General features: G+C 50.8%; 24 protein-coding genes. 14 read left to right on the plus strand and 10 right to left on the minus strand.

The annotated features are described in order from the left end of the window. Positions 1 to 184 precede the first annotated feature (184 nt). Together H6G45_RS06900 and H6G45_RS06905 are read right to left on the minus strand one after the other, a co-directional pair. Positions 185 to 1,750 carry a serine/threonine-protein kinase gene (locus H6G45_RS06900; protein WP_190597722.1) on the minus strand — a complete coding sequence of 522 codons (1,566 nt, stop codon included), beginning with the start codon at positions 1,748 to 1,750 and terminating at the stop codon, positions 185 to 187. A 73-nt stretch (positions 1,751 to 1,823) separates the two neighbouring features. After that, positions 1,824 to 2,267, minus strand: coding sequence for a hypothetical protein (locus tag H6G45_RS06905; RefSeq protein ID WP_190597723.1), 444 nt, complete (start codon positions 2,265 to 2,267; stop codon positions 1,824 to 1,826). A 237-nt stretch (positions 2,268 to 2,504) separates the two neighbouring features. Between H6G45_RS06905 and H6G45_RS06910 the strand changes: the two genes are divergently transcribed. From H6G45_RS06910 to H6G45_RS06925, 4 genes are all read left to right on the plus strand, one after another. Then, positions 2,505 to 3,371: an aspartoacylase gene (locus H6G45_RS06910; RefSeq protein ID WP_190597724.1), complete on the plus strand. Its 867-nt coding sequence runs from the start codon at positions 2,505 to 2,507 to the stop codon at positions 3,369 to 3,371. Positions 3,372 to 3,501: 130 nt separating this feature from the next. Further along, positions 3,502 to 4,509, plus strand: a complete 1,008-nt coding sequence (gene hpnA, locus H6G45_RS06915) for a hopanoid-associated sugar epimerase (RefSeq protein ID WP_190597725.1) — start codon at positions 3,502 to 3,504, stop codon at positions 4,507 to 4,509. Positions 4,510 to 4,552: 43 nt separating this feature from the next. After that, positions 4,553 to 4,747: a heavy-metal-associated domain-containing protein gene (locus tag H6G45_RS06920; RefSeq protein ID WP_190597726.1), complete on the plus strand. Its 195-nt coding sequence runs from the start codon at positions 4,553 to 4,555 to the stop codon at positions 4,745 to 4,747. Between the two features lie 123 nt (positions 4,748 to 4,870). Next, complete coding sequence (locus H6G45_RS06925; protein WP_190597727.1) at positions 4,871 to 6,136, plus strand: M23 family metallopeptidase; 1,266 nt, start codon at positions 4,871 to 4,873, stop codon at positions 6,134 to 6,136. Between the two features lie 199 nt (positions 6,137 to 6,335). On the opposite strand, the gene H6G45_RS06930 is transcribed toward H6G45_RS06925, so the two are convergent. The 3 genes from H6G45_RS06930 to H6G45_RS06940 all read right to left on the minus strand — a co-directional run bounded on the left by H6G45_RS06930 (position 6,336) and on the right by H6G45_RS06940 (position 9,504). Next, the gene (locus H6G45_RS06930; RefSeq protein ID WP_190597728.1) at positions 6,336 to 7,712 is read right to left on the minus strand and encodes an OB-fold nucleic acid binding domain-containing protein; all 1,377 of its coding nucleotides are present in this window, start codon (positions 7,710 to 7,712) and stop codon (positions 6,336 to 6,338) included. A gap of 70 nt (positions 7,713 to 7,782) precedes the next feature. After that, a complete protein-coding gene (locus tag H6G45_RS06935) occupies positions 7,783 to 8,724 on the minus strand; it encodes a hypothetical protein (protein WP_190597729.1) in 942 nt (313 codons plus the stop codon). 162 nt (positions 8,725 to 8,886) lie between these two features. Continuing rightward, positions 8,887 to 9,504: a hypothetical protein gene (locus H6G45_RS06940; RefSeq protein ID WP_242018082.1), complete on the minus strand. Its 618-nt coding sequence runs from the start codon at positions 9,502 to 9,504 to the stop codon at positions 8,887 to 8,889. 155 nt (positions 9,505 to 9,659) lie between these two features. On the opposite strand from H6G45_RS06940, the gene H6G45_RS06945 reads away from it, so the two are divergent. After that, complete coding sequence (locus H6G45_RS06945) at positions 9,660 to 11,909, plus strand: PBP1A family penicillin-binding protein (RefSeq protein WP_190597731.1); 2,250 nt, start codon at positions 9,660 to 9,662, stop codon at positions 11,907 to 11,909. 148 nt (positions 11,910 to 12,057) lie between these two features. Here the strand turns inward: H6G45_RS06945 and H6G45_RS06950 are convergent, their stop codons facing one another. The 3 genes from H6G45_RS06950 to H6G45_RS06960 form a co-directional block, all read right to left on the minus strand. Next, complete coding sequence (locus H6G45_RS06950) at positions 12,058 to 12,666, minus strand: PAP/fibrillin family protein (RefSeq protein ID WP_338116549.1); 609 nt, start codon at positions 12,664 to 12,666, stop codon at positions 12,058 to 12,060. 80 nt (positions 12,667 to 12,746) lie between these two features. Beyond that, entirely contained in the window at positions 12,747 to 14,600 is a 1,854-nt protein-coding gene (locus tag H6G45_RS06955) for an ABC transporter ATP-binding protein (protein ID WP_190597732.1), read from the minus strand. 199 nt (positions 14,601 to 14,799) lie between these two features. Further along, the gene (locus tag H6G45_RS06960) at positions 14,800 to 15,054 is read right to left on the minus strand and encodes a hypothetical protein (RefSeq protein ID WP_190597939.1); all 255 of its coding nucleotides are present in this window, start codon (positions 15,052 to 15,054) and stop codon (positions 14,800 to 14,802) included. 275 nt (positions 15,055 to 15,329) lie between these two features. Between H6G45_RS06960 and H6G45_RS06965 the strand changes: the two genes are divergently transcribed. After that, positions 15,330 to 16,115 (plus strand): MBL fold metallo-hydrolase, encoded by a 786-nt coding sequence (locus H6G45_RS06965; RefSeq protein WP_190597733.1) that lies wholly within the window; start codon positions 15,330 to 15,332, stop codon positions 16,113 to 16,115. Between the two features lie 52 nt (positions 16,116 to 16,167). On the opposite strand, the gene H6G45_RS06970 is transcribed toward H6G45_RS06965, so the two are convergent. Continuing rightward, complete coding sequence (locus H6G45_RS06970) at positions 16,168 to 16,884, minus strand: DUF2301 domain-containing membrane protein (protein ID WP_190597734.1); 717 nt, start codon at positions 16,882 to 16,884, stop codon at positions 16,168 to 16,170. Positions 16,885 to 16,903: 19 nt separating this feature from the next. Continuing rightward, complete coding sequence (locus H6G45_RS06975) at positions 16,904 to 17,107, minus strand: hypothetical protein (protein WP_190597735.1); 204 nt, start codon at positions 17,105 to 17,107, stop codon at positions 16,904 to 16,906. 101 nt (positions 17,108 to 17,208) lie between these two features. Between H6G45_RS06975 and H6G45_RS06980 the strand changes: the two genes are divergently transcribed. The 8 genes from H6G45_RS06980 (at position 17,209) to H6G45_RS07015 (ending at position 22,581) form a co-directional block, all read left to right on the plus strand. Further along, positions 17,209 to 17,553, plus strand: coding sequence for an NADH-quinone oxidoreductase subunit K (locus H6G45_RS06980; RefSeq protein WP_190597736.1), 345 nt, complete (start codon positions 17,209 to 17,211; stop codon positions 17,551 to 17,553). Continuing rightward, a complete protein-coding gene (locus H6G45_RS06985) occupies positions 17,550 to 19,013 on the plus strand; it encodes a cation:proton antiporter (protein ID WP_190597737.1) in 1,464 nt (487 codons plus the stop codon). Before H6G45_RS06980 ends, H6G45_RS06985 begins: the two co-directional genes overlap by 4 nt. Continuing rightward, positions 19,010 to 19,399, plus strand: coding sequence for a cation:proton antiporter (locus H6G45_RS06990; RefSeq protein WP_190597738.1), 390 nt, complete (start codon positions 19,010 to 19,012; stop codon positions 19,397 to 19,399). The genes H6G45_RS06985 and H6G45_RS06990 overlap by 4 nt, the downstream gene beginning before the upstream one ends. Beyond that, positions 19,396 to 19,647, plus strand: a complete 252-nt coding sequence (locus H6G45_RS06995) for a hypothetical protein (protein ID WP_190597739.1) — start codon at positions 19,396 to 19,398, stop codon at positions 19,645 to 19,647. The genes H6G45_RS06990 and H6G45_RS06995 overlap by 4 nt, the downstream gene beginning before the upstream one ends. Next, positions 19,644 to 19,931: a monovalent cation/H(+) antiporter subunit G gene (locus H6G45_RS07000; RefSeq protein WP_190597740.1), complete on the plus strand. Its 288-nt coding sequence runs from the start codon at positions 19,644 to 19,646 to the stop codon at positions 19,929 to 19,931. Before H6G45_RS06995 ends, H6G45_RS07000 begins: the two co-directional genes overlap by 4 nt. Beyond that, a complete protein-coding gene (locus H6G45_RS07005; RefSeq protein ID WP_190597741.1) occupies positions 19,924 to 20,490 on the plus strand; it encodes a hydrogenase subunit MbhD domain-containing protein in 567 nt (188 codons plus the stop codon). Before H6G45_RS07000 ends, H6G45_RS07005 begins: the two co-directional genes overlap by 8 nt. After that, positions 20,487 to 21,158, plus strand: coding sequence for a Na(+)/H(+) antiporter subunit B (locus H6G45_RS07010; RefSeq protein ID WP_190597742.1), 672 nt, complete (start codon positions 20,487 to 20,489; stop codon positions 21,156 to 21,158). The genes H6G45_RS07005 and H6G45_RS07010 overlap by 4 nt, the downstream gene beginning before the upstream one ends. Before the next feature lie 115 nt (positions 21,159 to 21,273). Next, complete coding sequence (locus H6G45_RS07015; RefSeq protein WP_190597743.1) at positions 21,274 to 22,581, plus strand: DUF58 domain-containing protein; 1,308 nt, start codon at positions 21,274 to 21,276, stop codon at positions 22,579 to 22,581. Positions 22,582 to 22,584 lie beyond the last annotated feature (3 nt).

The raw sequence follows: 22,584 nt of genomic DNA on the forward strand, positions 1-22,584 counted from the left end.
TAGCTTTGGCTGTGGGGGAGCTGGGCTCTCGTTTGAATATTGGCCTGCCATGGCCTTGCTGACTGTGGGGGATATGGTCAATCCGACTAGGTGTGGGCCCAGGCAGTCTTCTACGATAAAGGGCTTTAATAAATACAATCCGACCCATTCTAGGCCGAGGGAAATTGTAATTTTGGCGATCGCCCTACAGTCCCGACACTTCTTTGTTGAAGGATGGTTTAACCTGGGACAATTTCGCCTCAATTTTAGGTTTAAGCCGGTCCAACTCCTGTTTGAGTAACCGTTTAGTTACCTGGGGCTTACCGCCGGGCAGAGATTGACTAGACTGGGCCCACTCCTTGAGCAACTTACACTGATTGGGAGCAACGGTGGCGGTTAACATGTGCTGGCAGCGAGTGGGATTTTCCAAGGCAAAAAATAGCAACCAATAGGTACCGGATTGCCCCAACATTTGGGCAAAATTTTGACCCGATGTGGTCTTTAAATCAAGGTAACAGGGCAACCAACGGGGGCCATATTCCCGATGGTAGAGTACCGTAATCCACAGCACCATGGGATGGGGCGAAGTCATCAGCAAAAATTGGTTGTAGCGAATGCTGGACATACGGGTGAGGATATCCTCTTGATTCAACATCACCCACAAACTGGCCAATTTTCCTTCAGCGGCGTTGAGCACGTGGGGAAAAACAATTTTTTGTTTTGGTTTGTCAGAGGGCCAGTCTAATTGCTTATAGAGTTCACTCACTGGCGGCAATCGTTTTTCTGGAGCTGTTCCCGTGCCCCGTTGGGCCACCACCGTGGCTTCCATGTCACTGTTTAGTAAATGGGGCGCAATCTGGGTTTTTTCTGTATCGGAAATGGGGGGAGCTTTAATTTCTGTTTCAATGGCATCGATCGCCCGGATAATCACATCCACCGATTGGGGACGACCCTTGGGACTTTTAGCCAGGCAGTTCATCACCAAGGCTTCGAGGGAAGCGGGAATTTTATAGCGGGCAGAGAAGGGATGGGGCTTAGTGTGGTGATGGGCTTCATACCAACCCCCAAAGGAAGAATTGTCGGGGAACAGGGGCATTTCCCCCGTTAGCATTTCGTACATCATCACTCCCAGGCTGTAGATGTCCGAACGACTGTCTAATTCCTTGCCTTCCATTTGCTCCGGGGAACAATAGGCGAGGGTCCCCATGAAGGCCTGGGTTTTCGATTCCTCCGCCGCTTGTACTAGTTTGGCAATACCAAAATCGAGAATTTTAACCAGTTCCCCCAGGGCTGGATCCTCCACCAAGAGTACGTTACTGGGCTTAATATCCCGGTGGACAACGGGGCAGGCTTCTCCTTGGTAAATAATTCCCTTATGGGCACAATCCAGACCAAAGCAAATCTGCCTAGCTACTTTTAAAAAGCGCTCCACCTTGAGGGGTCGGTATTTAATTACGTCACTGATGTTTTCCCCCTGCAGGTACTCCATGACGTAGAAGGGAATTTCCTTTTCGTCCAGCCCGTAATCCCGCACCCGCACAATGTGGATACTTTTTTCCCCCAATAGGGCTGAAATAGTGGCTTCTCTTTCAAACCGTTCCTTCATGCGGGGGTTGAGCAGAGCTTGGGAAAGGAATTTGACTGCGACGGTTACTCCCCCAAGGAGCTTATCTTCCGCTCGGTAAACTTGGCCCATAGCTCCACTACCCACCAACTCAACCAGTTGATAGCGATTGGCCAATAGGCGGCGGTGACGGGAGTCAGGGGTCATAGCGCAAATATCTCAGCGACGAGCGGTGACGTTAATTTTCGAGCAACAAGCAATTTAGTCTGGATCCCTAGCCTCAGCCCTGTCTTTCCAGGGTGGCTTCCATTGTACTGGTCAAGTAGTGGCCAGTGAGCGTTCCACTAGCTAAATAATAACGGTGATCACTGAAGCGGTAAAAGGTTTCAAAGCCACTCTGTCGCTGGCGATCGCCTAGGACCCAATAGCGCTGAACAATGGCATGGTTGGAAATCCAGCCTTCCCCTTCTACCCTACCTAGTTGACTGTGTTGCAAAACGTAAGTGTATTGAGACTCCCCACCGTTGAGGCGACCCCGATATTGACAGGATATATCTTGGTGGCCACCGCCGGGAAAGCTAAACTTAGTCACCATGGTAAACCAATCTTCTTGATTCCAGGCTATCAGGGCACCTCCCTTGATTTCTAGGGGGGGTTGATCACGCTCCAGCCAAAAGCCCGCTAGATGCCATCGGCCTGGCTCCAATAGGAAAGTGTGGGCCAAGGTGTTTTTCTCCTGTTTTATGCAACTTCATTGTCCCTAATTCTGGCAGTGACCTAAGGAAATATTACAAAAAATCCACACTACAATTGCCGACCTTTAGCTTGGTCATCCCCGGTTTAGTTAAAAACTGTTAAAAAACAGATAAAAACAATGATATTGTTGTTTTAGAACAGTAGTCAAAGTTACAATATAAGGACATTTTATTGGATCTTAAGTTTTTATAGGACTAAGTGGGGAATGATAAATTCAGCAGTCCGCTCCCTAGCCATTGTGGGGGGGGTGCATGGTAATGAACGAACAGGGGTGGAGGTGGTGCGTCGGTGGCAACAGAAAGATTTTGCTCGGTATTTTCCGGCATTGAAGTGTCATTATTTTTTGGCTAATCCCCGGGCGATCGCCGCTAATCGTAGGTATATTCACCAGGATTTGAACCGCTGCTTTCGGCCCCAGGACCGCAAAAACCCCTATCTGATGGGCTATGAACAGTTGCGGGCCAGGCAGTTGGCCCATCAAATTTCCCTGGCGGGCATTGATTTTATTGTGGATTTGCACACCACTACGGCGGCCATGGGCACCACTTTAATCTTAAACTGTCCCCATCCTCTGCTCCTCAACCTAGCGGCCCACCTCAGCGCCCATGATGAGGAAATTCGGGTGTTGCAGTACGCCCCCCAAAAGGATTTGCCCTATATTCGTGGCCTGTGTGAATTAGGCTTAACCATTGAGTTTGGCCCCGTGCCCCAGGGAGTTTATGACCAAGGGGCGATCGCCAAAACCCAACGGACTCTAACCAGAATTTTGGCCTATCTCCAGGCATTGACCTCCGGTAATGTGCGTTCGGCGGATAATTGCACCGTCTATCAACAGATAGAAACCATCGACTACCCCAGGGATGCCCAGGGGCAAATTGTGGCGGAAATTGCGCCCCATATCCGGGATTACCAGGCGATTAAACCGGGCACACCATTGTTTTACCATCGTCGGGGTAATGTCACTCCCTATCGGGGAGCTTCAACGGTTTACCCTGTATTCATTGGCGAAGCGGCCTATGTGGAAAAGGGTATCGCCATGGCCTTAACCCAGCGGAAAACCATTGCTATTTGATGGCTTGATGATAATTTTTGCGCAGTGGTTAGGTTGAGAAAATAGCAAGAAGTTATCCCGGCGATCGACGGAGTGGGGAATATAAGCTAACCTTTGATGGCATTATGGGCATGTTAATCACTGGATAGCCATGGTGGATTGTTTTTTTGTCACTGGGGGCACTGGCTTTGTCGGGGCCAATTTAGTCCGGCATTTGTTGGTCCAGGGTTATCAAGTAAGGGCTTTGGTGCGGGCTTCCAGTCGTCCCGATAATTTACAAAATTTACCCATCGATTGGGTGGTGGGGGATTTGAATGATGCTGATCTCCATCGGCAAATGCAGGGCTGTCGGGGTTTATTCCATGTGGCAGCCCACTATTCCCTTTGGCAAAAAGACCGGAAGACTCTTTATCACAGCAATGTGTTAGGCACCAGAAATATCCTGGCCTGTGCCCAAAAAGCGGGCATTGAGCGCACCGTCTATACCAGTTCCGTCGCGGCGATCGGTGTGAAAGGGGCAGGGCAAAGCGCCGACGAAACCTATCAAAGTCCGGTGGAAAAATTAATCGGGGCTTACAAACAGTCAAAATATTGGGCAGAACAGGAGGCGTTGGCGGCGGCCCAGCAGGGACAGGATATTGTCATTGTTAACCCCAGCACCCCCATTGGCCCCTGGGACGTTAAGCCCACCCCCACGGGGGAAATAATTTTGCGGTTTCTGCGGCGACAAATGCCAGCCTACGTTAACACTGGTTTAAATTTAATTGACGTGCGGGACGTGGCGGCGGGGCATCTCCTAGCTTGGCAAAAGGGAAAAACTGCTCTGACCAGGGGCGATCGCTATATTCTCGGGCACGAAAATATCAGTCTCCAGGGCATTTTGGCCCACCTAGCCACCATTACGGGGTTGTCAGCTCCCAAAAATACAGTGCCCCTTTGGTTACCCCTGGCGGTGGCCTGGGTGGAAGAAAAAGTTCTTGCTCCCCTGGGGCGATCGCCGTCGGTGCCCATGGACGGGGTTAAAATGTCTGCCCAAGAGATGTATTACGATGCTGGTAAAGCGGTGCGGGAATTGGGTCTACCCCAGTCCCCCATCAAACAGGCCTTGGCAGATGCGGTGCATTGGTTCCAAGACCGGGGCTATGTTGAGCCGCATTGACATCCTCCCCCCCCATAATCGATTTAAATTTCCATAACTTGCCATGACCATTCAACTAACTGTACCCACCATAGTTTGTGAAGCCTGTGCTGCAGCCGTCACTAAAGCTGTGCAAAATGAAGATGCCCAAGCAACGGTGCAAGTGGATGTGGCCAGCAAGCAAGTTACTATCACCAGTGCGGTGACAGAGGAATTACTCCGGGCGGCAATCGCCTCGGCGGGGCACGAAGTTGAATGAAATTTGGTGGCGACCCAGACAGTGACAATTTTTCGTTCTGGCTGTTCTGGTTTGCATTTATAACCCAACCCTCTACAATCGAGGGAGTATTTTGCAACCCGTATGTGTGTGAGGATCTGAACAATGCAGTCCCAATGGAAGGTGAAAGACCTAAAAAGTAAGCCCTGCCGAGATTACAGCCTCTACAACCTGTCCCTAGGCGGGCTGATTGTCCTTGGTAGTTTGATCTGGTCTTTACCCGGTGGCACTACGGGAAATTTGGAAGTGGAGAGTTCAGGCTCAGCCCCCATTGCAACTCCCGCCGCTCCCCCAGCCCCGGTAAAGGTGTCCACTCCGGTGCAAAGTAAATCTACTCCGGCCCCCGCTCCGGCGGCCACGAAACCGGCAGCTCCCAAACTGGCTGCACCGACCATTTTGCCCCCAGCCCCCGTATCCAGCCAACCAACCCAGATACGTCAAGGTTTGCAAAAGAATAGTTATATTGATGCGGCTCCCCAAGGCACTGCGGCGGCCCCCAACTTGCCCACTCGGACGGAAGTGGAATTTATTCCCCGCTCTGGGCAACAGGCCCCCCTCAACACCCGTTATCCCGCTGCCAATCGCAATACAGGCAACCGTGCCCCCGTGGCTCGCCAGCAGTCCAGTCCGATTAATCCCCCGACGACGCTAACTTCCCGTCGCCAGAGGATCAATGCCCGCAATACGGCTCCCACTAATAGCTCCGTTGCTCCCCTCAATCCCCTCAATATTCAACCCAAAATCAGTTCCCTGGCGATCGGGCAACCAGTGGGGGCCAATCAGGTTTTCAGCCTTGATCCCATGGCTAATCGGGGCATTCAAATCGCCCTAGCTCCGCTACCGGAATACAGTAGGGCCACGGGATTGTACTCTCCCCAAGGTGAGCCGGGTCAAGGTACTGACCTCATGTTCCCCGTTGCTGGTGTTAATCCCATTACCTCCGCCTTTGGTTGGCGCATTCATCCCATCAGTGGTCAAGGGCGTATGCACAATGGCACTGACATCGGCGCTCCCATGGGCACTCCGGTGCTGGCGGCCTATGACGGCATAGTGGAAGCGGCCCAATGGTCCGGCGGCTATGGTTTGATGGTCACTCTGCGTCACTTAGATGGAACCCAGGAATCCCGTTATGCCCACCTATCGGAAGCCTTTGTACAAACTGGACAACAGGTGGCTCGGGGCGAAGTGATCGGCCGGATTGGTAGCACGGGGTTCTCCACTGGGCCCCATTTACACTTTGAATGGCGACATCTGACTAACGATGGTTGGGTGGCCGTTGATGCAGGCCCCCATTTGGAAGCGGCTTTAGCTAATTTGATGGCGGCCCAAAAATACGCCCAATCCCAAGCTGGTTCACAGCCCCAAAGTTAGACAACGAACAGCCATAGTAAAACTAAAACTGCTGATTGATTTTTCATTGTTTCAGCTTCAATTCCCTGAGTGCATCCAACTCGGGGATTTTTTGTTTGACCATGATTGATTCAAAATTTGCCGTAATTTGTTTAAGTCGACAGAAAATTTAGCCAGCAGTTTCGTCTTATTTTCAATTAAATCAGCCACAAAATTACTGCTAACCAACACTCTGGCTTTGGGGTAACAATGGCTCCAACCGGGCTCGAAAACCCAATTCCTGGAGGGATGCCACCGCAGCACCGTAGTCATTCACCCAGTAGTTTTCCCCAAAACGGATGAAATGTTTAGTTGGCCCTTCATTGATGCAGGCCACCACTGGTATTCTCATCTGTTCCCTCTGGGGGGAATGGCTTTGCAAAATTTGCTTTAATTGGGCTTGGGTACTGGTGTTGGCAATCTCCTGGGGAGTGAGATCCAGCATGACCATTTTTACCTCTTCCACTGGTTCCATATCTTCCACAATTAACTGGTATTGATCATCCCGACGGTCAACTTTGCCCCAAATCATTTGCTGACTGCCTTCTATTAATACATCCTGCAAACGTTCATAGTTGGACGGAAACACCACTGCCTCCGATTGTCCCGACATATCTTCCAAGGTTAAAAATGCCATGGGTTGACCAGTTTTTTTGGTAATAATCTTTTTCACTGCCACCAAAATTGCCACTGCACTAACTTTCTGACGGACTTTATATTGATCTAAATCAATTAAATTAATTGGAGATAGTAATCGGGCAGAACGTTGTACCGATTTGAGGGGATGTTCCGATACGTAAAAGCCTAAATGTTCTTTTTCTAGTTGCAGCTTTTCTTGTAGGGAAAATTCCGCCACTGGGGGAGCAGAAGGTTCCTGTTCAAAACCGTTATTGGCGGCTTCTTTAGCTTTGATAGATTCCCCTGCGGTTAGACTGTCAAAGATATTTAATTGTCCTGTTTCTTTTTCCTTAGCCCGCTTTTGAGCCCAGGCAATGACCAATTCTAAATCATGGAGAAGTTGGTTGCGATTGGTTTGCACGCCATCGAATGCCCCGGCCATGATTAATGTTTCGATCGCCCGACGGTTAACGACCCTTAAATCCACTTGAGTGCAGAAATCCGCTAGAGATTTAAATCGTTTTTGTTCGGAATTATCTCGGGCGGTAATAATTTGCTCGATCGCCCCTTCCCCCAAATTTCTCACAGCGGAAAGTCCAAATAAAATAGATTCTCCTAGGGGGGTGAAATGGCGCTGGGAACGATTGATATCTGGTGGTTCGACGGTTATACCTAATTTCTGACAGTTTTCCCGATATTTTTCTACTTTATCCTGGCTATCACTACTGGCGGTGAGTAGGGCGGCCATGTACTCCACCGGATAATTAGCCTTTAAATAAGCCGTTTGATAGGTGACGTAGGCGTAGGCAGTGGAATGGGATTTGTTAAAACAATTAGAGGCGATCGCCCCATGGGCTAGGAGAAAATTGTGGTCTTGGAGGAGACCAATATCAAATACTTTTTGCACTCCGAGGGAACGACGGCCGATAACTTTAACCATGGGGACAGCAATTATGTCAAATCTTGTGTTTAAAATTTAAGGAAACTTTTTTCAATTCTGAGCAATATGATTAAAAACTATCCATCGTCGGCAAATCTAATGATAAATTTAACCCTTCTTTTCGGGTACGGAGATCATAATAAACCAAGGCTTTAATTGCTTGCCAGAAAGGTACAATTAAAACACTGATAATTAAACTCAAAGGAACATCAATTACCGATCCCCAAACCGGGTCAATATCGAGAATGAGGGTGGTAATGGAACCAAGATTGGTCACCATGGAAAGGGGCAGAGTAATCAAAAAAGCGAGGAAGAAAATTAGCTGTAAGCTCAAAACATAACCCTTAGTTAAAGCCCAACTGCGGCCTACGGCATTGAGGGGACTAAGGGTAGGCTCCAACGCTAAACAAACGTCCACCAAAGCTAAGCGGGCAAAGGCCCAAATGTAAATGTAAAGGGAGATTAGGCTCCAAACAATAGTTAATAATGCCGCCAACAGAATAGCAACCACACCGGGGTCATTGGCGGTGAAGAGAAAGGCAAACACGGCAAAGACAACGCCATAGCCCAACATAATCGGAATGAGGAACAGAAAAAACACTAGGGACGTGAGCAGACTAACCCAGAGAAATCGCCAAAATCTTGGCATCAACTGAATTTTGGCCGCCGCCACCGTTTCCGGTTGTTCCCCTACTTCAAAGAAAACTAGCCTAGCTAATACCCCCTGGACGGCGAAGAATTTGCCCAGGCAATAGCCCCAGGGCACCAACAAAATGGCGATCGCCAAAATGATCAGCCCTGCTAAGGCGATCGGTTCCATTATCGCCGCCAGTCCGGCCAAAATTGTCACTCCTAAAACTGTGATCAAAAATGGTGCCAACAACCAAAGGTAAGCTTGACCAGCCAGCCAGAGATAGGATTTGAAATGGTCTCGATAAACCCTTAGGCCACCGGAAACCACATCACCAACGCTGAGGCTAGTTAGGCCACCGGGGGAAGGTTGCTTAGACATAACGGCGAGCAAAATACAGGAACTATTGCTTGGATTCTACCCCGATCGCCTGGAATATCGGCAAAATTCCCCGGTAAGGTACTGCGATAATCCGCCAACGTCGTTAAAATTTTCTCAAAACTTTACAAACCGTTTTTCCGATGGTGGGCAGTGGGCAAATAACTAAATATCTCCCTGTAAACAATAGGATTCGTATAAATTCAGGTATTCCATGGCATTTTGCACCGCTTGGGGACGTAAATTACGCTTTTTCGGGGGAAAATTCGCCAACACATTGGCCGGCTCTAGATACAGGGCGCACCAGGAAGAACCAAACCAGGCCTGTCCCGTCACTAGGGAACGGACAAATTGCACCGTGAAATTCTCCGGCAGGGCATAGGCCGCCTTGGATAGCAGTTGCACCGGGGTGGATCGCCAGAGGTCATTGCCGCCCTGGGCGCTGAGGGGGCCGAGATTTAGATAATCGTCCAAAGCCAGCAGATAACCGACCAGGAATAACTCCTCCGGGGTTAAATCTCCTAAATCAAGGTGGGTGGGGGGTTTTCCCTTTTTTCTGGCCAGGGCCACTAAAAATTGTTCGGCGTTATTAGTGCCGTCAATATTCCATCCGATGGCGTTGATCACTGCGGCCTTTTCTCCCAAAGGGCGATCGCCAAGGAGAAAATCTACAATGAGGGGGGACATGATGCGATACTGCTGGGCCCATGCCACCGCGGCAATATCGGAGTAGGCCCCGGCTAGATCCGTGGAAGTCAGGGGACTATCGGCCCGGCTGGCCATAGGGTCTAAGGCTAGAATGGAGAGCCCCGCCAGACTGAAACTTGCAATCCAGGAGGCAACCTTTTTTGGCAATAAATGCGTCTGCATAGAAATAGTTGATTCTGATTTCACCACTGTATCGGTCTAAAATTGGACTGCTTTTGCCCTAATTTGCCATGGCTACCCGTTCCCGCAAAGCCCCTTCTGTCCCTAAAAAAAGTCAAACTAACCTTTCCCAGGGCGGCAATAGCCAAAAGGTGGCCCTCAAAAAAGGATCGAGGGTGGCCAAAATTCGTCTGCAGGAATCGGGCAAAGATTCCCAATCCCGGCGTGTGTTTCCCCTCCTTGGCGATCGATATTTCCTTGGTCGCAGTTCCAGTTGCGATATTCAACTGCAAAATCCCCTCGTGAGCCAAACCCATTGTTCCCTGCGGCGGGACCCTGACCATCCTAACCAGTTTTTTATTCGGGATGAAGGTTCTAGCAACGGTATTTATCTGCAACGTCGTCGCCTGAAAAGCTATCGTCTCCACCATGGCGATGAAATTACCCTGGGGCCGCCGGAATTGGTGGATGTGCCCAAATTAGTTTATTTCAACCCGCCGCCACTGTGGCTCAAGGGAATGCGCACTTTTTTTTCCACTGGTATTCTGTTTTTTCTGATCATCACCGGGGCGATCGCCTGGCAATGGAGCAAAATTCCCGTCAAACCGATGCCCAGCGGCGTCACCGGGCCAGTGAAGGTCTATGCGGGGGATGGGGTCACGGAAATCAACCCCATTAAGCAGGAAATTCACCGGGAATTTGACAATTTAAGTGATTTTTCGCCCTATTTACCCCAGGCAGTGATTGCGTCGGAAGATACTCGCTTTTACTGGCACTTTGGTGTTGACCCCTACGGTTTGGGCCGGGCTATTTATATTAACCTCCAGGATCAAGACGTGAAACAGGGGGCCAGCACCCTCACCCAACAGTTAGCCCGCAGCTTATTCAGCGAAGTGGGACGGGAAAACACCGCGGGGCGCAAAATTCGGGAAATGTTTGTGGCCCTCAAGTTGGAGGCAGTATATAGCAAAGACGATATTTTAAAGGCCTACTTAAATCGGGTTTACTTGGGGGCGGGCAATTACGGCTTTGAGGATGCGGCCCAATTTTATTTCGATAAATCTGCCCAGGATTTGGATGTGGGGGAAGCGGCGACCCTGGTGGCCATGCTCCCAGCCCCTAACCTGTATAATCCCGTGCAGGATTACCAAACCTCAGTGCAGTTGCGGAATCGGGTCATTGAACGTATGGCGATGTTGGGCATGATCGACGAACAGGAAGCGAACCGGGCCCGGCGATCGCGCATTCAGGTTAGTCCCAAGGCCACCCAAACCCTATCCCAACGGCAAGCTCCCTACTTCTATGGCTATATTTTCGGTGAATTGAACCAGTTGCTAGGGGAAGACGTGGCCGACGAAGGCAATTTTGTTGTGGAAACTAGCTTGAATTTGAAAATGCAGGCCCTGGCGGAAAAAAATTTGCAGAATTTTCTCACCACGGAGGGAAAAAAGTATGCCGTTTCCCAAGGGGCGGTGGTCACCCTCGACAGTCGCACGGGGGCCGTTTTGGCCATGGTGGGGGGCAAAAGTTACCGGGAAAGTCAGTTTAACCGCGCCAGTCAAGCCCACCGGCAACCGGGATCTACTTTTAAGCTTTTTGCCTACACAGCCGCGATCGCCAAGGGAGTGAGAACAGACCAAGCTTTTGAATGTGGCCCTTTCACCTGGCAGGGGCAGGCCTATAAGCCCTGTGAACGGAGCGGAGCGGCTCCGGCCATTACCTTCACGGAAGGTTTTACCCAGTCGGAAAATGTGGTGGCCCTACGGGTGGCCCAAGCGGTGGGGCTGGACGAAATTATTGCTTTAGCTAAGGATTTTGGGGTTAACTCTCCCCTCGCTAAAGAACCGGGTTTAGTGTTGGGGCAAAGTGAAGCCAGGGTGTTGGAAATGACTGGAGCCTACGGGGCGATCGCCAATGAGGGCATGTGGAATCGGCCCCATGGCATTGTCAATATCCGCGATGGGGGGGATTGTCCTGATCCGGAGCAACTGAAAAGCTGTCGGGAAATTTATCAGGCCAGCCAGGACGGCCGGAGGCAAAAACAAGTGGTTTCCCCGGCGATCGCCGCCACCATGACCCAAATGTTACAGGCCGCTGTTAACAATGGCACAGGGCAAGCTGCCCAAATTGGCTATGGAGCCGCAGGTAAAACCGGCACCACCGACAAGGCAGTGGATTTGTGGTTTATCGGTTTCTTACCGCAAAAACATCTAGTCACCGGCATTTGGTTGGGCAATGACGACAGTAGTCCCACCCAGGGTAGTAGCGGTTTGGCCGCCAGTCTTTGGGGTCAATATATGCGCCAGATCGCCCCGTTATAGTTAGCTGAGTTTATCAAAAAGCTTGTTTAAAAAGTCATGATCCGCCCCCTAAATCTCCTCACTAAAGCTCCGGCTCCGTCAAGTTTGGGGGAATTTGAACACTGTTCCCCCCAGAGTTGGGGGGCTAGGGGGGCTTTTAAAACACTTTCTAAACCTTAGCCAGGATAAATACATTACCTTCATTACCCCGACTGATGCGCAAATCTTCATCTAAATAGGTAATTTCTAGCCAAGCGGCGCTTTCTCGACTGGGCAAATTAAAATCCGCCGGTAAAAAACGTTTGCCTGTGGAAATTTGTTGGATGAATTTCAGGGGAGACTGATAGTTAAGGAGCTTTTGCAGACCGAGAATGGAACGCTCGAATTTCACCTCAATACGCTTATCAGAAACGGGCAGAAAGGATGCCACCACGGACACTAAGCTTTCAAAAAAGGGAATGCCCTCAATTTCCGCTAAATTTACTACCCGTGACTCCGCCACATCTATGTACTGATAAATTTGCCCCAGTTGCAAAAGGGGAAGACGGTTCAACCCCAAAATGCTTTGGCTACTGGTGTAGAGGAGCCGCCAATTACCATCTAGCAAATTTTTCTCCCGGAGTGGCTTGGGGTGGGGGTTATAGTCCTCCAGTTTTTCCACAGCGGAGAGAATTGTTACCCGGTCCCGATCCGACGCCAACAGCCCTCGATTTTTGCCGGCGATCGCCTCTAGGAGGTTGGTTTTAAAATCCATACTGGCATCCATACTATTGGCCACGGCTAACTTCGTCGAAAATTCCATTGGGTAGCTATACCAATTATCCCACGTTGGCTGGAATTGGCGATCGGGGGGATAACCTAGGCCGATTGCAACCAATTGAGGGTTTCAGGAAAGCGGGGAATGGATTGAATTAACTTTTGGGTGTAGGCACTCTGGGGATTTTCAATAATTTCCTGGGCCGTGTTGATGGGTTCCGCCAATTCTCCCCGGTTCATCACCATAATGCGATCGCCCATGAAACGAACCACACTCAGATCGTGGGAAATGAAAATGTAGGTCAACTGTAAATCCCGTTGCAATTCCTTGAGCAGATTCAAAACCTGGGCTTGCACCGACACATCCAGCGCCGAAACGGACTCGTCACAAATAATAAAGCGGGGATTGAGCGCCAAAGCCCGAGCAATGCAAATCCGTTGCCGTTGGCCCCCAGACAATTCATGGGGATAACGATTAAACCATTGGGGGCTAATACCCACCCTTTCCAGTAATTCCGCCACCCGTTGCCGTTGTTGCTTGGTGGATTGTTGGGGCTGATGAATAATTAGTGGTTCCTGGATGGCCCGGCCGATGGTCATGCGGGGATTGAGGGAATTGTAGGGATTTTGAAAAATAATTTGCATTTCCCGCCGTAACCTCCGCCATTGCTGGGATTTTTCCGGCAAATTGATAATGTTGCGGCCATCAAAAATAACTTTTCCAGTTTGAATGGGAGTCAAGCGTAATAAAGCCCTGGCCAAGGTTGATTTGCCACAGCCAGATTCCCCCACTAGCCCCAGGGTTTCCCCCGGATAAACGGTAAAGGAGACATCGTTAACCGCTGTGAACGTAGATTTTTTACCCCAAAATCCCCCCTGGCCATAGCTCACGGTCAAATTTTGCACTTCCAACAAAGCTGGTTTTTCCTGCAACCGAGCTAGGCGATCGCCTTCCTGGGCGGTAGTAATCACTTGGTAACTGGGGGCCGGGCCATCGGCATCGAGAAAATCCCCCACGGTGGGTAAATGGTCTAGTTGTATTTCCAGGCGGGGACGACAGGCCAATAAACCTTTAGTGTAAGGATGGCGGGGGCTATGTAAAATTTGTTCCTTCTCCCCCTGTTCGACAATTTCTCCCCGGTACATTACTGCCACCCGGTCAGCAATTTCGTTAATTACCCCCAGATCATGGGAAATGAAGATTAACGACATTTCCTGGTGTTGTTTGCACAAATCCCGCAGGAGCCGCAAAATTTCTGCCTGCACCGTCACATCTAAGGCGGTGGTGGGTTCATCGGCAATTAACAAGCGGGGATTAGCGGAAATGGCCATGGCAATCATTACCCGTTGCAGTTGGCCGCCGGACAATTCGTGGGGATAACGTTTGAGAAAACTTTGCTTGCGCTGTCGGATATAACTGGCTAGGTTTTGGCTCACTTGGCCCCTGGTTTGGGACTGACCCTGGGCTAAAAATTCTGCCTCTAGCACCTCATCCTTGGGCAAAACCCTCACTTCCTGCAAAAGGGCGATCGCCTGTTGTTGGGCCTGGGTTTGGCTGACATTTTGGTGTAAGCGAATGGCTTCGACAATCTGAAAACCGATGGTATAGACCGGATTGAGGGAACTCATTGGTTCCTGGAAAATCATGGCAATTTTGCCGCCCCGGTACCGTCGCCTTTCCCCTTCCGACAAGGTCATCAAATCCACGGCCGGTCCATCCCCTTGGGGATAAAAACTAATCTCACTGCTGGGCTCCACCCAACCGGGTTTCGGCACCAAGCCCATAATGCCCAGGGACGTAACGGATTTACCGGAGCCGGATTCCCCCACAATGCCGAGGATTTCCCCCCGTTCTAACCCAAAATCAATGCCCTTGACTGCCAACAATTTTTCCCTGGTATCAGCATCGGGAAAAGCAATTTCCAGTTGACGCACAGCCAAAATGGGGTCGTTCATAGAGTCTCTGGGGAGGGGAAAAGTTGCTAAGAGGAGATGGTGACAGTTTTTTGATAAATCCCGAGGGAGCATCGGCAGGGTAAATCAAGCCAATAAAATGCATCCCAAGAATTTGCCACTCAAACTCTAGCAAACAGAGCCGCAAAAGCCACGGTAGCTCCTAATTTCTCCCCTTATCCCCGTGGGTAGCCTTTGACCTTTAATCCGATTCCACTGGGACAAAGTCCAAATGGTTAAATAGGGTGGTGACAAAGCTAAACAGTAAAAATGGCAGCGAAAGCACCAACACCAAACCCACTGTGGCCAGGGCATAAACCGGCCTGGTACTGCTGGCCAACGCTAGGGCCGATGCCAGGGAAAGGAAAATTACAATTAACCAGACAATAATTTGGCCGTAAATATCCCCAAAGGATAGGGTACAGACCATGCGATATTTAGGTAAGTCTTGTTCCATCATTAAAAAATCCTATGTTGTTGACGGGGAAACGTTAACCCCTGCCAGGGCTAACAACATTGACCAATGGTCAAAGCGGCAATTGGCCAAAATTCTAAAGGATATTTCCGTTAATGATGTTAAGTTTTGAGACGGGGTTAATGGGGACTTAAATTTTGTTCCTGCGCCAAAGCCCAAAACCATTGCTGGTATTATGCTGGGAGTGCATTCGGCGATCGCCAAAGGTTTGTCCCTAGAGTCCTTGAATCTTAAAAATTTTTCCATTCTCCATTTCCATGAAACGACGAAAACTTATTCGTACTGCTGGAGCCGGGTTGCTGGCCGTTGCTGGGGTTCAAATTGGCGATCGACTCAGACCAGCCACAGCCCAAGCTAACTCTGGTTTACAGGTGGAATGGTTGGGCCATAGCGCTTTTTTGTTTTCCGCCAACGGTTTCCGCATCTTGGCCAATCCTTTCCGGGCCATTGGTTGCACCAAGGGATTTCGTTTGCCTAGGGTGCAAGCCGATTTAGTACTCATTAGCTCCCAACTGTGGGACGAAGGGGCAGCGGAGAACTTACCAGGCAACCCAAGAATTTTATTTGAACCAGGCAGTTACGACATCGGCGGCATCCAATTTCAGGGTATCAGTGCGCCCCACGATCGCCTGGGGGGAAGAAGATTTGGTCAAAACGTAGTCTGGCGTTGGAGTCAGGGAGGCATTCGGGTGGTACACATGGGGGGAGCGGCTTCTCCCATCACCGAAGAACAGAAAATTCTTTTGGGCAGTCCTGACCTGGCCCTAATTCCTGTGGGGGGTGGGCCAAAAAACTACGACGCCGCCGAAGCCAAGGCCGCCATGGAAGTGCTCAATCCCCGCATGGTAGTACCGACTCAGTACGCCACTCCTGCTGCTGACCGGGCCAACTGTGACCTCCAAACCCTGCAACCCTTTTTGGATTTGGTGGAAGGCATGAATATTCAACGGATTAATAGTAACCGCCTCTCCCTGCGGGCCAATAATCTGCCGGCGGAAGGCACCCTGATCCGCATCTTTAGTGAACAGGGATTGTTGGCCTAAGAGATACCGGTAAACCTATACGGAGAACGAAACCAGATTTTTGGCAGATTTCCTAAAGGGAACTTTGCCCCGCTTTGCGTTGCTCCGCTAGGTAAATAAATACGGATTTATCCCCAATGTCTGGATCAAGGGGTTGCCTTACCTTCCTGGCCACAAAAATCAGGAATAAAATACTGGCCAGGACTAGCCCATCCTTGGCCACAGTTAACGGCAATATCCCAGCTAAATGACCCAACAGCAAGAGAGGGATAATGGCGGTTAAAAATTTAGTTTCCAGGCGATTGAAACAAAAGGCTTCCTTGAAGAAGATTCCCGTCAGGGCGGCAAAGGTAAAGCCAATACCAAGGACGGTCCAGGGTCGATCATAGACTGTAGTCACTAGAACCTCTGGGTAAGCAAAGCTGAAGTAAAGGGCCGCGAGGGTGCCGATCGCCCAGAAAATTTGCAAAGTGCGGTGCAGTACGGCGAGATAAATGTGAATCGTCCAGAGGCTCAGTCCCAAACCCGCTGTCATCAGCCAAAAGCAACCTGTGGCCAGGTGGAAATTAACTGCCAAGGGCTGGAAAGGTTGGGCTAAAGCCAGAGCTACTCCCAGGCTAAATCCTCCGGCGGCCAGGGCTAAGCCCGTGCGGTAGAGCATAACCTCCCGGCGATCGTGGTCGTTGACGGTGAAGGGGCCAAATTGCCCTTGGTAGGTGGGGTTGACAGTGGTACTTTCCAGCATAATCGTTGCTCCCAAATCAGCACAGTTAGGGCCATTTTCAGCCATGGATAACCATTAATCCTAATTATCCCAGGCCGACCCCTCCATCAGGGGATTTTATGGCGATCGCCATTGCTATTGTTACCCCGACAAGGATAGAATCTAAGCAATCTAAAACATAAATTACATAACCAAAGGTGAATGTCACCTGAAAATGTTCAACGGCCTGTTGGTCTACAGATCCACCGGCAACTGCCCTGTGAAGCCCCAGGGACATCGCTGGAGGCATGGGACAGAATTTCCCCGCGGCAATTTGGCGCCCAGGGAAATTTTTGAACATATTCTTGGTTTTTAGTGATTTTAACCTAGTGCAAAAAGGAGGAACTGGCCATGGTCGGTTTGGAAGCTTGTATTTTCGTGACGGTGATCATCGGCTTTTTAGCCCTGATTTATAAACCCAACCTGTTTATGAAAATCATTGCCATGGATGTGATGAGTACCGGGGTGATTGCCTATTATTGCCTGACTGCCTCCCGCACCGGCTTCCTCACCCCCATTGTCACCGGGGAAAAATCGACTTTGACCTATGCCGATCCTGTGCCCCAGGCGGTGATTTTAACGGCCATTGTCATTGGTCTTTCGATTCAGGCATTGATGTTGGTGGCCACCATGAAGCTGGCCCAGGAGAATCCCACCCTAGAAGTAAAGGCGATTGAGAAACAGTACTGGCCATGACCCTATTTGCAGTTCCAGCGGAATTTAATGCTTTGCCCTGGTTAACCGGGATTATCTGCCTGTCTTTGATGGCGGGGTTTAGTGGTTACCTATTGCCGGCCACCGTCCGATTTTTAACTTTGGCCGTTTGTTTGCTGACCCTCGGTTTGGCCTATCTGGGATTTACGGTGCCCGATGTCCAGTCCTGGGTATTGCTAGACAGTTTTGGCGTCACCCTACAGCTAGATGCCTTGGCGGGCTATTTCCTGCTCACCAACGCCCTGGTTACTTTGGCAGTGTTGGTTTATTGCTGGAACACCGGCCGTTCAGCCTTTTTCTATGCCCAATTAATTATTCTGCACACTAGTCTCAACTCCGCTTTTCTCTGTGCGGATTTTATGAGTCTTTATGTGGCTCTGGAAGTGGTGGCGATCGCCGCTTTTTGTCTGATGACCTATCCCCGGGAGCCCCGGATTATTTGGTTGGGACTGCGCTATCTCCTGCTCAGCAACACGGCCATGTTGTTTTATCTGATCGGTGTGGCTTTGGTGTACACCAGCAGTGGCTCCTTTGCCTTCAGCGGTTTAACGGACGCTCCCCCCGAGGCGATCGCCTTGATTTTTCTAGGTTTATTGACCAAGGGGGGCATTTTTCTAGCGGGACTATGGTTGCCCCAGACCCACGGAGAAGCGGCCACGCCAGTTTCCGCTGTGCTGTCCGGGGTAGTGGTCAAAGCCGGCATTTTGCCCCTGTTGCGCTGCAGTATGTTGTCCGATCAATTACTCTTACTGGTGGAAATTTTAGGGGTGGCCACTGCTGTTTTTGGGGTAGCCTACGCCATGCTGGCCAAGGACAGCAAACGCATGTTGGCTTTTCACACCGTTTCCCAAATGGGTTTTGTCTTGGCCGCTCCGGTGGCCGGCGGGTTTTATGCCCTCACCCATGGCCTAGTTAAATCTAGTCTCTTCCTCTTGGCTGGTAATTTACCCAGTCGGGACTTCAAAATTCTGAAAAAAACGCCGATCGCCGCTGGTTTTTGGATTCCCCTCGTCCTGGCCAGTTCTTCCATTGCTGGTTTTCCCCTCCTGGCCGGCTTTGAAGCTAAAACCCTTACCCTAAAAGGATTACCCCCCTGGTTGGCGATCGCCCTTAACATTGCTGCCGTAGGCACAGCCATTTCCTTTTCCAAATTTGTCTTTCTCAAACCAAACTTTGTGGGGCAACCCTACCCGAAGGGCCTGGGGCTAGCCTTAGTGGTGTTATTGGGGGGATTAGCTGTGGGCAATGTGGTTTATTGGCAAGCCTTCACCCCAATGAATTTACTCAAAGCAACTCTGACCTGCATAGTGGGGGCGGCATTGTACTGGGGCGTGGTGAAAAAACTCACCATCAAATTACCGGATGGTGGCGAAAAAATCGATCACTTGATCGGCATGATGAGCGTTAGCTTGACCCTATTATTCGCTTGGATTTTGACATGATTGGTGTCTTAGATTTGGGGCTACGGCTCACGATTTGGTTTTTGCTCACATCGGACTTGAGTCTGGTGAATATTTTGATTGGCATCACCGTGGCGTTGTTAATTCCCCGTCGCTACGTTGCTTCGTCGGTGTGGCGTGACGGGTTACGCATTGGGCGGGAAATTCTCATTGCCATTCCCCAGGCCTATTGGGAAGCGTGGCAAATGATTCTCCGGCCACACACGGAGGAAGTGGTGGAAATGGAACGGGTCAAACCCCAACGCACCCCAGGACTCATTTTTCTTGATATTTTCCTCATTACCTTTACCCCCAAAGCCCTGGTGCTTAAGTACCATGAAGCGGGGTGGTATGAGGTCCACAACGTCACAAGACGGAGGCGGCCATGAATTTCTTGGTGTGGTTGATGGTTTTGGCTCTGGTCATTCCCCTGGTGGCGGCGGTGCAGCAGGAGGATGTTTGGTCAAAGATGCTGGCCTTTGCCAGTGTGAGCACCAAAACATCTGTGTTGATTTTGATTGTTTCCGTCATGCGGGACGACTGGATGATTGGGGTGGTGGGGGTTTTGATTCTCAGCGTCGGTAATGCCGCTTTGATGTTATTAGCCCAGGTTTTAAAACGGTTGGAACAGACATGATTAATGGGATTGCCAATATTTTGATTGCCATGGGGACTTTTTTCTGGCTTTGGGGCACGGCCCCTTTACTGGGAAAACGTTCCTCTGTGTTCAAGCTCCATAGCCTTTCCGTTGCCGATACGTTGGGATCAATGGCGATCGTGGTGGGCTTGTTGTTGAAACTGTCGCGGGAATGGCCATTGCTTTTGCTGGCGCTCATTTCCCTGGCGTTGTGGAATACGGTATTGGGCTACGTGTTGGCCTATTGTGCCACCGGCGGGGAGGAGAGAATTAGTGATGCTTGATTTTGGAGCCTGGTTACAAAATACCGATGGCATTGTCCTGGCGATCGCCGTTTTATTGCCGGTAAGTGCCAGTCTGGTGGTGGTGCAACGCAATCCCTATCAGGCCCTGGTGATGCGGGGGATTTTAGGGGCGGTGGCAGCGTTGGTCTATGCCCTGCTGGGGGCGGCGGATGTGGCATTGACGGAAGCGTTAGTGGGCACCATGTTGTCCATTACCCTCTATGCGGTGGCGGTGCGGTCTTCCCTCACTTTGCGGGTGGGAATTTTGCCTGGCTTAGATCAAGACCCAAGCCTTTTACCCACGGATGTCCACCAAGCCATCACCACGGCGATCGCCCCCTACCATCTCCGCCTACAAATTGTGCCCTGTCCCCTAGATAGTGAAGCTGTGTCTCCCCAACAATCTCCCCAGGTTATTTTTGATCCGGCCGCCCCGGCCCTGTTGACCCCCATTGAGCGTTTGGCAGAAATCTTCTCCGCCACCATTCCTTCCAGTCAACTAAAAGTGGTGTTGACCCCCATTAACCCCATCCCTTCTCCCCAGGAGGTAAGCCGATGAAATGGATTTATGTGCTAGCGGCGATCGGCTTTTACCTGAAAATGATCCTGCTCCCCAACCTAGTGGTGCCGCTGGAGGAGTTGTCCGAACTGTCCATTGTGGAAACCATTGCCCAGGAAAGTGGCGTGCCCAATGTTGTATCAGGCATTATTTTCCGCAACCGTCTCTACGACACCCTGTTTGAGGTGGTGGTATTTACCATTGCCATTATGGGGGTGAGGTTTTTGTTGGCCGACGAGCAACCGGCCGCAGTGGTACATCAATTTACCGACCATCCTTCCATTGTTCTGGCCAGATTGGGGGCCACCATTGCCGCTCTGATCAGTGTGGAACTGGCGCTGCGGGGTCACCTCAGTCCAGGGGGAGGATTTGCCGCCGGGGTAGCTGGGGGCACGGCCATTGGCCTGGTGGCGATCACGGCCCCACCGGAATGGCTCCATCAGCTCTACCAACGTTGGCGAGCCGCCACCCTAGAAAAAATTTCCGTGCTCCTGTTCATTGCCCTCGCAGCCTGTAGTTTGTTGGGACTGGCCCTGCCCATGGGGGAAATGGGGGCCCAACTCAGTGGCGGTTGGATTCCCTGGCTTAATATCCTGGTGGCCCTCAAAGTGGCGATCGGTTCCTGGGGGGCAATTTTGGTCTTTATTCGTTATCGGGGGTTATTGTGAGTTGATGGTTCATCCCCCTGGGAAATTTCCCAGTTGCATGGTGGTGGTGACAAAGATACTTCCCCAGCCCCATGGCATGGCAACCTAATTCCTTTCCCCTTTTCCCCCCAAGGCTATGGTTCCCACTCTCCGCTTTTATGTCTGTCTACTGCTCATTGGCGGAGGGGCCATGGTGGTGGCCCAGATGAGCACCATTCCTGACGCAGTGGGGATTTTGGCCATAGCAGATGGCTTACTTTTGTTACTGACGGTAATCGACTATGGCCGGGGCAGGAAGCGAAGAATAACCGTGCAACGACAACCCCTGGGCCCCCTTTCCATCGGTCGAGAAAATCCGGTTACCATTACGGTGGCAAATTCTGGTCCGTCGGCGATCGCCAAAATTAAAGATGATTATCCCGCCCCATTTTTGGTTACGGATGAGATCAAGACAGCTCAGGTTTTGCCCCAGGGCAGCACCCAGTTAAGTTATCACGTGCAACCCCGTCAGCGGGGAGAATACCGTTGGGGCAAGGTGAATGTGCGGCAACTATGTCCCTGGCAACTGACTTGGCACCAATGGACAGTGGGCGAGGGGGAAACGGTGACTGTCCACCCCGATTTAATAGGGCTCAAATCCCTTACTATTCGCCTGGCCCAGGCCACCACGGGCAACCTCAGACAAATGCGAAAGCTGGGTTTGGGCACAGAATTTCGGGAACTGCGGGATTACCAAGCAGGGGATGATCTGCGGTATTTGGACTGGAAAGCTAGTGCCCGGCGGGGCATTCCCCTCATGCGGGTGTTAGAGCCGGAACGGGAACAGACGGTGATTATTTTGCTTGACCGGGGCCGGTTAATGACCGCTTGGGTGCAGGGACTACAGCGTTTTGATTGGGCACTGAACACCAGTTTGGCCCTAGCAGTGACTGCTTTACATCGAGGCGATCGCCTGGGCATCGGGGTATTTGACCGGACAGTGGTGAGTTGGTTGCCCCCGGAGCGGGGTTTGCATTATTTACCCAAATTATTGAAAACCTTGACTCCCCTCCAACCCGTGCTGCAAGAACCGGATTACGGTGCGGCGATCGGTCAACTGGTGCAACAACAAACCAGGCGGGCCCTAGTGGTGTGCATCACCGATTTAATTGATCCCACTGCTTCGAGGGAATTGCTCACTGCCCTCACCCAGCTAGCTCCCCGTTATCTGCCCTTTTGTGTCACTCTGCGGGACCCCCAGGTGGACCAATTAGCCCATTCCCCGGCCACTACAGTTAGTGGTGCTTACCAACAGGCGGTGGCTATTAACCTGTTGCAACAGCGGCAATTAGCCCTGGCAAAGCTGAAACAAAAAGGGGTTTTAGTCTTGGATGCTCCGGCGGACAAAGTCAGTGAACAGTTAGTGGATCGCTACCTACAACTCAAAGCCCGCACCCTGCTTTAATCC

Source organism: Synechocystis sp. FACHB-383 (genome assembly GCF_014698605.1).
Lineage (GTDB): Bacteria > Cyanobacteriota > Cyanobacteriia > Cyanobacteriales > Microcystaceae > Synechocystis > Synechocystis salina.

Coding starts and splice junctions, on each gene's coding strand:
- H6G45_RS06900 (WP_190597722.1), bottom strand. CDS start 1,750: ATGACCCCTGACTCCCGTCACCGCCGCCTATTGGCCAATCGCTATCAA.
- H6G45_RS06985 (WP_190597737.1), top strand. CDS start 17,550: ATGACCCTATTTGCAGTTCCAGCGGAATTTAATGCTTTGCCCTGGTTA.
- H6G45_RS06980 (WP_190597736.1), top strand. CDS start 17,209: ATGGTCGGTTTGGAAGCTTGTATTTTCGTGACGGTGATCATCGGCTTT.
- H6G45_RS06995 (WP_190597739.1), top strand. CDS start 19,396: ATGAATTTCTTGGTGTGGTTGATGGTTTTGGCTCTGGTCATTCCCCTG.
- H6G45_RS06935 (WP_190597729.1), bottom strand. CDS start 8,724: ATGTCTAAGCAACCTTCCCCCGGTGGCCTAACTAGCCTCAGCGTTGGT.
- H6G45_RS06965 (WP_190597733.1), top strand. CDS start 15,330: ATGAAACGACGAAAACTTATTCGTACTGCTGGAGCCGGGTTGCTGGCC.
- H6G45_RS06925 (WP_190597727.1), top strand. CDS start 4,871: ATGCAGTCCCAATGGAAGGTGAAAGACCTAAAAAGTAAGCCCTGCCGA.
- H6G45_RS06990 (WP_190597738.1), top strand. CDS start 19,010: ATGATTGGTGTCTTAGATTTGGGGCTACGGCTCACGATTTGGTTTTTG.
- H6G45_RS07015 (WP_190597743.1), top strand. CDS start 21,274: ATGGTTCCCACTCTCCGCTTTTATGTCTGTCTACTGCTCATTGGCGGA.
- H6G45_RS06970 (WP_190597734.1), bottom strand. CDS start 16,884: ATGGCTGAAAATGGCCCTAACTGTGCTGATTTGGGAGCAACGATTATG.
- H6G45_RS06960 (WP_190597939.1), bottom strand. CDS start 15,054: ATGGAACAAGACTTACCTAAATATCGCATGGTCTGTACCCTATCCTTT.
- H6G45_RS06975 (WP_190597735.1), bottom strand. CDS start 17,107: ATGCCTCCAGCGATGTCCCTGGGGCTTCACAGGGCAGTTGCCGGTGGA.
- H6G45_RS06930 (WP_190597728.1), bottom strand. CDS start 7,712: ATGGTTAAAGTTATCGGCCGTCGTTCCCTCGGAGTGCAAAAAGTATTT.
- H6G45_RS06910 (WP_190597724.1), top strand. CDS start 2,505: ATGATAAATTCAGCAGTCCGCTCCCTAGCCATTGTGGGGGGGGTGCAT.
- hpnA (WP_190597725.1), top strand. CDS start 3,502: ATGGTGGATTGTTTTTTTGTCACTGGGGGCACTGGCTTTGTCGGGGCC.
- H6G45_RS06955 (WP_190597732.1), bottom strand. CDS start 14,600: ATGAACGACCCCATTTTGGCTGTGCGTCAACTGGAAATTGCTTTTCCC.
- H6G45_RS07000 (WP_190597740.1), top strand. CDS start 19,644: ATGATTAATGGGATTGCCAATATTTTGATTGCCATGGGGACTTTTTTC.
- H6G45_RS06920 (WP_190597726.1), top strand. CDS start 4,553: ATGACCATTCAACTAACTGTACCCACCATAGTTTGTGAAGCCTGTGCT.
- H6G45_RS06940 (WP_242018082.1), bottom strand. CDS start 9,504: ATGGCCAGCCGGGCCGATAGTCCCCTGACTTCCACGGATCTAGCCGGG.
- H6G45_RS07010 (WP_190597742.1), top strand. CDS start 20,487: ATGAAATGGATTTATGTGCTAGCGGCGATCGGCTTTTACCTGAAAATG.
- H6G45_RS07005 (WP_190597741.1), top strand. CDS start 19,924: ATGCTTGATTTTGGAGCCTGGTTACAAAATACCGATGGCATTGTCCTG.
- H6G45_RS06945 (WP_190597731.1), top strand. CDS start 9,660: ATGGCTACCCGTTCCCGCAAAGCCCCTTCTGTCCCTAAAAAAAGTCAA.